This window comes from Jiangella rhizosphaerae, assembly GCF_003579925.1.
Lineage (GTDB): Bacteria > Actinomycetota > Actinomycetes > Jiangellales > Jiangellaceae > Jiangella > Jiangella rhizosphaerae.
Window position 1 is genome coordinate 1 of record NZ_QUAL01000370.1, and the last position, 7,870, is coordinate 7,870.

Here is a 7,870-nt window from a genome sequence, read left to right on the forward strand (position 1 = left end):
AGCAGGGCAGTGACCTGGTGGCACCCGGGGTGCATCGACGCCCAATCGGAGAACGCCGACCAAAGGATGGTGCACCAGTGAGCACGACCACCCTCGACGACGGCCTCGCCGCACCTGAGCGGCGGCTGTACTGGGCGCTGGCCGACGGCTGGACGGTCGCCCGGCGCACGCTGACCCACCTGATCAGGCAGCCGGCGAACATCGCCTGGCAACTGGGCTTCCCGATCGTCTCGGTGCTGCTGTTCGGGTACGTGTTCGGCAGCGCGATGAGCGTGCCGGGCGGCGGCGACTACCGGGAGTACCTGATGCCCGGCATGTTCGGCATGACCATGGCGATGGGCTTCATGAACACCGCCTACGCCGTCGTGCTCGACACCACGAAGGGCGTCACCGACCGGTTCCGCTCGATGCCGATGGCGCCGTCCGCGCCGGTCACCGGCCGCGGCCTGGCCGACATCGTCAGCGCCGGGCTCGACCTGCTGGTACTGGCGGCGACGGCGCTGGTGATCGGCTGGCGCTCCGACGGCGGGTTCTGGGCGACGCTGGCGGCGTTCGGGCTGCTGCTGTGGCTGCGGTTCGCGCTGATCTGGATCGGCATCTGGATCGGCCTGATGACGCCGAACGAGGAGGCGGCCGGCAACCTGTTCGCCGTCGCGTTCCCGTTCGCGATGATCTCCAGCGTGTTCGTGGCGCCGTCGCAGATGCCCGACTGGCTGGGCGCCGTCGCGGCATGGAACCCGGTGTCGTCGACGGTGACGGCGGCGCGCGAGCTGTTCGGCAACCCGGCGGCACTGGGCGACAGCTGGATCGAACAGCACGCGATGCTGGCGGCGATCGTGTGGCCGCTGGTCATCACCGTCGTCTTCGTGCCGCTGGCGGTCCGCCGGTTCCAGCGGCTGAGCCGGTGACACTGCGTGAGATGAACCGTGACAAAGGGTAGCGGAGTGTGACACGGCGCGGCCACTATATGGCATACAACGTCATATAGCCCGCACCTCCGGGAGTGCCCATGGCTCCGCAAACGTCCCGCCCCCGCCCTCGCCGCCGTTTGGCCGCGCTGGCAGTCCTGCCCCTGCTCCTCGCCGGGCTGCCGCTGGCCGCAGGCGCAGAACCCGACCCCGACGCCGCCGCGACGTCGCTCGCCGACGCCGCGGCGGCGGGCCACGCCGGCGACATCGTCGAGGTCACCGTCGCCGACCAAGATGCCGTCGCCGGCCTCATCGAGGCCGGTGCGGACGTCACCGAGTACACCCGGCAGGTCGACGGCGGCCTGCTCGTCCACGTCGTCGCGACGCCGGACCAGCAAGCCGCGCTGCGCGACCTCGGCTACGCCGTCGGCGACGTCGTCGTCAGCGCCGCCGAGACCGAGGCCGTCGTCGCCGAGCGCGAGGCGGCCGTCCGCCGGGTGAACCAGACCCTCGCCCGGACGGCCGAGACGCTGACCCCGCTGCGCGCGGAGTGGTTCGAGAGCGTGGGCGGCCAGACCTACCTCGGCGTCGAGGTGAAGAGCTCGCTCGGCGCCGACAGCGGCACCGTCCTGACGGTGAGCTTCGACGGCCGGAGCGTCACCATGGACCGCTTCGTCGACGCCGGCCAGTACATCTACCACACGTTCTTCGAGCCGGTGGCGGTCGACGACGTGCCCGCCGAGGTCACCGTCACCAGCACCGGCGGCGCCTCGCTCACCGTCCCCGTCGTGGAGTGGCTCGGCGACCCGCGGCCGGAGCCCGGCCCGCACTACGCGACCGGCTTCGTCGACCACTACATGGACCCGACCGAGCTGTACGACCGGATCGAGGCACTGGCCGCCGAGTTCCCCGACCTCGCGGAGATCATCGACCTGCCGTACGAGACCAACGGGTACCGCCGGAAGGCGCAGGCGATGATCGGCAGCGACGCCGCCGCGCTCTACGTGACGTCGCACGCCTGGGGCCACGAGGGCGGCAACGAGCTGCGGCTGGAGACGGTGAACCCCGGCACGGCGAACAGCCCGCTCTCGGTGGGCGTCAGCGGCGGCACGATCCGGGTGTCGCTCGGCACCGACGGGTCCGGCGCCCCGAACAGCACCGCAGCGCAGGTCGTCGCGGCCGTCAACGCCTCGCCCGCGGCCTCGGCCCTGGTGACGGCGTCGACCTACCGCACCACGGGCGGCACCGGTGTCGCCGTCGCCGGCGCACAGGACCTCACCGACGGGCTGGACGCCCCCGCCCACATCTCGCGCGAGCCGTTCACCGTCCGGGCCATCCGCATCGGCCGCGACCGCGACGGGAGCAAGACCGGCGTGTTCGCCTACAGCCAGGAGCACGCCCGCGAGTGGGTGACGCCCCTGGTGGCCCTCGAGACGGCCGAGCGGCTGCTGCGCAACTACGCCACCGATGCCTACACCAAGCAGCTGGTCGACGACCTCGACATCTTCATCGTCCCGTCGGTGAACCCGGACGGCAGCCACTTCTCCTTCTACGACCGCGCCGGGCAGCGCCGGAACATGACCAACCACTGCGGCCCGGAGAACTCCGACCCCGGGCGGGCGGCCACCAGCTGGGGTGTGGACCTGAACCGCAACTTCAGCGTCGGGTCGCGCTTCGACGGCTACAGCGGCGCGTCCGCGTCGTGCACCAGCGACACGTACTCCGGGCCGGCCGAACTGTCCGAGCCGGAGGCGCGCAACGAGGTGTGGCTCACCCAGCAGTACCCGAACATCAGGTTCGCGATGAACGTGCACTCCTACGGCGGGTACTTCATGTGGCCGCCCGGCGCCTACATCGCCGACGGCCGGGTTCCCCTCCCCCGCCCGACGCTCGGCGAGGAGAACTACTTCTGGGCGGCGTCCAGCCACATCCTGTCCGCCGTCCAGGCCTGGCGCGGCACGGCGGTGTGGCCGGGCCGCACCGGTCCGGTGAGCGACGTGCTCTACTCGGCGGCCGGCAACTCCGCGGACGAGCACTGGTACAACCGCGGCATCTTCGGCTGGGACTTCGAGGTCGGCGCGGACCTGTGGGACCCGGTCGAGCGGGAATGGGACCCGCAGGGCTTCCAGCCGCCGTTCGCCGAGGGCTACGAGCAGGCCATGGAGTTCTCCAACGGCCTGATCGGGCTGCTGGAGGTGGCGCGCGCCTACGGGCACGACGTCCGGCCGCCGCGCACCACGCTCGAGCTCACCGACGGCGGCGTCACGTTCGAGGCGACCGAGCCCGTGACCATCCACTACACGCTGGACGGCAGCCGGCCGACGTACTCCTCGCCGCGGGTGGAGTCGGCGGGGCTGCGCGAGGACGCGGCCCCGATCCCGGTCGGCGCCGGGTCGACGCGAGTGCACTGGTTCGCCGTCGACGCCGCGGGCAACGTCGAGAACCGGTACGACCCACTTCGTGGCGGCACGAACTACCGGAAGGAGACCGTGACGGTCGACTGACACCCGATCACGTCCGCGTCTGCGATGATCGGGCGGTGAGACCTCGGCGGATGGCGGTGGTCGTCGCACTGGCGACCTTCCCGCTGCTGGTGACGGGCTGTCAGGACGATGGCTCGGACGACACGGCCACGGCCCGGCCGCGGCCGACGGGTTCGCCGGTCGGCGCGCCGGTGCTGCCCGATCTGGTGCCGGAGCCGCCCGTCGACGTCCACACGAAGGACAACGGCGACGGCTGGCAGATCGAGTTCAGCTCCGTGCTGGTCAACGTGGGCGAGGGCGAGTTCCTGCTGTTCGCCGACCGTCCCACGGCCGACGACCCCTGGGTCGCGACCCAGGGCATCGCCCATGACGGCGGCGGTGTCGAGGTGGTGCCGAGCGGCGCCGAGGTCGAGTGGGGCGGCGACGGCCACGACCACTGGCACGTGCGCCGGGTGGTCACCTACCGCCTCGTCCCGATCGACGACAGCGGCACGCCCGCGCCCGACGGCGGCCGCACCGACACCAAGGTCGGGTTCTGCATCTACGACTTCGGCCGCGAGCTCGACGGCGTCGGGCCGGACGACGCCGTCTTCGGCCGCGAGGGCTGCCAGCCCGAGGACGCGCTCAGCCTGACGATGGGCCTCTCACCCGGCTGGGGCGACACCTACGAGTGGAACCTGCCTGGCCAGAGCATCGACGTGACCGACCTCCCCGATGGTCCGTACCGGCTCTGGACCGAAGCCGACGAGGGCGGCCACTTCGCCGAGGTGACCACCGACAACAACACCACCTGGGTCGACGTGGAGCTCACGACGGCCGGCGGCGGCGCCCGCACCGCGGTCGTCACGGCCGTCGGTCCCACGGCGGAGGCCGCCGGAAATACGCATTGACGCTGGTGCGACGGCCCGGTTGGTGCCAGTATGTCGCTCACCAGTCACGGCGGGGGGCCGTGGCGCAGCAAGGGGGGCAGTAGCCATGCGCAAGTACGTAGCCGTCGCGTGCCTGACCACACTGGCGAGCGTCGCGATCGCGACACCGGTGGTGGCGGCCGAACTCTCCAACGGCTCGGGACAGTCGTGCCCGGAGGGATCGGTCGGCACCTACCACTTCGTCAACAACCAGACCGGCGGAGCCGCGGCCGGAACGCTCACCGCGTCGTTCTCCGACGGCACGGTATGGGTCGTCGGCGCCGACAAGGTCCTGCAGAACACCCAGCACTTCATCGTCGAGTCCGAGGGCGCCCTGGTGTCGGCCAGCACCAACCTGCCGGGTCGCCTGGTCCTGTCGGACTTCTCCTGCGGTGACGTGAAGAAGGACTGACGAGGCCACCGATACTCCTTGTGCTCACCAGCCCTCCGCAGCTCTGAGTCATCGGCATCGCCAGCTCCGACGGAAGCCCCGCTGACCCGGGTCAGCGGGGCTTTCCGCGTGGTGGGGAGCGCCCGACGGCACCGTAGAATCGAGGCGTCGTTGTGTCCGACGGAGCTCAGGTGGGGGCCGGCATCGACGTCCTGTTCGTCTGCACGGCCGGCCGCTGCCGCTCGCCCATCGCCGCCGCCATGCTCGACGCCTACGCGCCGCGGGCCGGGTCGCCGCTCGTCGGCCGGTCCGGTGCGCTGGTCGGCGCGCACGGGTCGGTGCCCCCGGTCGGTATCACGGTGATGCGCGAGCGCGGGCTGGAGCTGGGCGGCCATCGCAGCCTCCCCGTCGCCGCGGCGTCGGTGGCGTCCGCGGCCCTGGTGCTCGGCATGGAGCGCGAGCACGTCCGGGCCATCGTCGACGCCCACCCGGACGCCTGGGTGAAGACGTTCACGCTCAAGGACTTCGTGCAGCGGGTGGAGAAGTCCGCCGTGCGCGGCCGGCACCAGCGCTTCGCCGACTGGCTCCAGCACGTCGGCGACGGCCGCACCCGTGACGACGTCGCCGGCGAGAGCGCCGAGGACGACATCGTCGACCCGTACGGCCAGCGCGCTTCGGTCTGGCGCGAGGTGGTCGACGAGCTGGACGACCTCGTGCGCCGGCTGATCCCGAACGTGACGTGATCTGTCCTTCTCGCTCCGAATCGGGACAGCTACTCCGCCCGGCCTCCGCGGAGGGGCGACCCGGCCCTGCGCCGGGGCGGCCAGCGCCCGCCGCTAGTCGCGGCTGCTCTCGTCGCGCAGCCAGGTGCCGTCGGCGCGGCGGGCGCGCAGCCGCGACAGGACGGCGGTGCCGAGGAACAGCAGCACCTTCGGGGCGAGCCGGGGGTCGTCGGCGACCAGACCGGGCAGGTCGCGCCAGCCGGTGCGCGGCTGTGCGCGGGCACCGGCCGGGCGCACCCCCGCGACCAGCCGGGCGTTGCCGGTCATCGCCCGGACGCGGCGCCGCAGCAGGTCCGCGTAGGTGCGCGGCGGGCGGATCTCGACGACGGCGCCGGCGACGATCGCCCGCTCGTCCGGACCGAACGCCGTCGCGACGGCGAGGTCGTCGGCCATGACGTCGCCCCACGGGCCCAGCCGCGCGTGCCCCTCCTGGGACAGCGCGATGACACCGCGGCCGTACAACTCGTCGCCGACGTGCGGCAGCCGCTCCCACACGTCGTAGTACCAGCGGACCGGCCACCTCACGCCGTCCATCGGCAGCCGCCGCCGCGGGCCGGCCGCGAGCACGCCGCCGGTCAGCGCCCCGCACAGCGCCCGGACCTGCGCCGCCGGCAGCACGACGTCGGCGTCCAGGTAGACCCGCGGGAAGCCGGACGCGGCCTCGTCGCCGAGCCGCAGCGCGTTGCTCTTCGACGACACGTCGGTCTCGACGACGCGCACCCCGGCGAACCCGCGCGCCACCTCGGCGGTGCCGTCGGTGCAGCCGTTGGCCACCACCACGACGTCGAACTCGCCGGGCGCGGCGTCGGCGAGCAGCGCCGACAGCGTCCGGCCGAGCACCCGCTCCTCGTTGTGGGCGGGCACGACGATGCTGGTCACGAGCGCGAGTATGGCAGCCCGGCGACGGCGGCAGCGGCGGAGTCCACGTCGGCGGCGTCGAGCCACCAGCCCTGGACCCGTTCGGCCAGCGCCGTGACCGCCACCCAGGCCGCCGCGCCGTGGCGGTAGTGGTTGAACGAGGACTGCAGCAGCAGCGTCAGTGCGTCGCCCGCGGACATCGGCGTGAGCGCCGTCGCGGCGGCGCCGCGGCGCAGCGCCACGACGTGCGCCACCGGCAGCGCCGCCTCGACCACCGTCCCGCCGAGCTCCGCACAGGTGACCGCGACCTTGCCGGAGGCGTCGCCGGCCACGGCCGGCAGCCCGACCGCCTCCAGCGCCCACGGCGTCAGCATGATCGGCCGCGGCCAGCCGCGCACTGCGCCGGTGTCGAGGTCGAGCGCGACCATCTCGTCGGTCAGGTAGCCGAGGCCGCGCCGCACGCAGGCCGCCACCGTCGTGCTCTTGCCGGTGCCCGACTCACCCGGGAACAGGACGGCGGCACCGTCGCGCTCGACGGCGCCGGCGTGGAACAGCAGCCGCGGCGACCGCTCGACAGCCAGGCGCGCCGCCGCGGCGTAGAGGTCCTCGACGCTGCGGTGACCCTCAGCCGGCACCTCGACGCGCACCCCGATGACGTCGAGCACCACGGGGTCGGTCATCCGTGCGGCGCGCCGTCGATGACGTGGTGCTCGGCCAGCTGACGCAGCGCCGCGTGCACCCCGGACCGGATGGTGGCGGCGTCGGCGGCGTAGCGCCGGGCGAGCTCGTCGACGATGTCGGCGATGGTGCGCCGGCCGTCGAGCAGCCGCCAGACGTCGCTGGCGGTCTCGTTCAGCACCAGCGCGGTCTGGGTGGGCTCGTGGAAGAGCGTGATCGCGCCGTCGACATGGAGCTCGCGCACGCCGTCGGCGCGCGAGAAGGGCGTGGCCGCCGTCATCGACACTCCTCACATCTCGGGCCGTGCAAGTCCGGCCCCTTCGCTCCGGTCGTCTCACGGCCCTGGACTGACGACTCGTGGGAGCCTCCGGCCCCCAGTCGCCGCCAGTTTGCACGGCCCTTCGACACGGCCCTCAGGGTAGCCAGTGCCGAGTCACCATGCATTGGCTCGGGGCGACAAATGGTCAGTTATGCCGTTATGATGCATGCCAGCGCACGGGGGGCGTGCGCGATCTGACTCGATGGGGCCGATATGCCACACGATGACACCGGGCTGAGCCGCCGGCAGGTCCTTCGCCGCGGGGTCGCCGTCGGAACGGCGGCCTGGACGGTGCCCACGGTCACCGCCATCACGCTGACGCCGGCCAACGCCGCCTCGCCCAGCGGCGAGCCGCCCACGCAGCCGCCGAAGCCGCCCACCACGCCGCCGGAGCAGCCGACCGACAAGCCGACGCCGCCGCCGTCCAGCGAGACGCCGACGACGCCGCCCGAGCAGCCGCCCGGCACCGGCACCCCGAAGCCGCCGCCCGGCGAGACCGGCACGCCGGCGCCGAAGCCGACGCCGAAGCCGACGGGCAGCGCC

General features: G+C 73.0%; 8 protein-coding genes and 1 pseudogene. 6 read left to right on the forward strand and 3 right to left on the reverse strand.

Annotation, left to right across the window (positions count from 1 at the left end):
* Positions 1 to 77: 77 nt before the first annotated feature.
* From DY240_RS25520 to DY240_RS25540, 5 genes are all read left to right on the forward strand, one after another.
* The gene (locus DY240_RS25520; protein ID WP_199702418.1) at positions 78 to 908 is read left to right on the forward strand and encodes an ABC transporter permease; all 831 of its coding nucleotides are present in this window, start codon (positions 78 to 80) and stop codon (positions 906 to 908) included.
* A gap of 140 nt (positions 909 to 1,048) precedes the next feature.
* Positions 1,049 to 3,412, forward strand: a complete 2,364-nt coding sequence (locus DY240_RS25525) for a M14 family metallopeptidase (RefSeq protein WP_158602999.1) — start codon at positions 1,049 to 1,051, stop codon at positions 3,410 to 3,412.
* A 35-nt stretch (positions 3,413 to 3,447) separates the two neighbouring features.
* A complete protein-coding gene (locus DY240_RS25530) occupies positions 3,448 to 4,281 on the forward strand; it encodes a lysyl oxidase family protein (protein ID WP_147375524.1) in 834 nt (277 codons plus the stop codon).
* Between the two features lie 85 nt (positions 4,282 to 4,366).
* The gene (locus DY240_RS25535; RefSeq protein WP_119662506.1) at positions 4,367 to 4,711 is read left to right on the forward strand and encodes a hypothetical protein; all 345 of its coding nucleotides are present in this window, start codon (positions 4,367 to 4,369) and stop codon (positions 4,709 to 4,711) included.
* A gap of 152 nt (positions 4,712 to 4,863) precedes the next feature.
* Entirely contained in the window at positions 4,864 to 5,433 is a 570-nt protein-coding gene (locus tag DY240_RS25540; RefSeq protein WP_119662507.1) for an arsenate reductase/protein-tyrosine-phosphatase family protein, read from the forward strand.
* Positions 5,434 to 5,526: 93 nt separating this feature from the next.
* Here DY240_RS25540 and DY240_RS25545 read toward each other — a convergent pair whose 3' ends face one another.
* The 3 genes from DY240_RS25545 to DY240_RS25555 are packed head-to-tail and all read right to left on the reverse strand — an operon-like array spanning position 5,527 to position 7,288.
* The gene (locus tag DY240_RS25545) at positions 5,527 to 6,351 is read right to left on the reverse strand and encodes a glycosyltransferase (protein ID WP_119662508.1); all 825 of its coding nucleotides are present in this window, start codon (positions 6,349 to 6,351) and stop codon (positions 5,527 to 5,529) included.
* Positions 6,348 to 7,010, reverse strand: coding sequence for a hypothetical protein (locus DY240_RS25550; RefSeq protein WP_119662509.1), 663 nt, complete (start codon positions 7,008 to 7,010; stop codon positions 6,348 to 6,350). Before DY240_RS25550 ends, DY240_RS25545 begins: the two co-directional genes overlap by 4 nt.
* Positions 7,007 to 7,288, reverse strand: a complete 282-nt coding sequence (locus DY240_RS25555; RefSeq protein ID WP_119662510.1) for a PqqD family protein — start codon at positions 7,286 to 7,288, stop codon at positions 7,007 to 7,009. The genes DY240_RS25550 and DY240_RS25555 overlap by 4 nt, the downstream gene beginning before the upstream one ends.
* Positions 7,289 to 7,540: 252 nt before the next feature.
* On the opposite strand from DY240_RS25555, the pseudogene DY240_RS25560 reads away from it, so the two are divergent.
* Positions 7,541 to 7,870 (forward strand): annotated as a pseudogene (locus DY240_RS25560) (DUF5979 domain-containing protein); the annotation flags it as partial.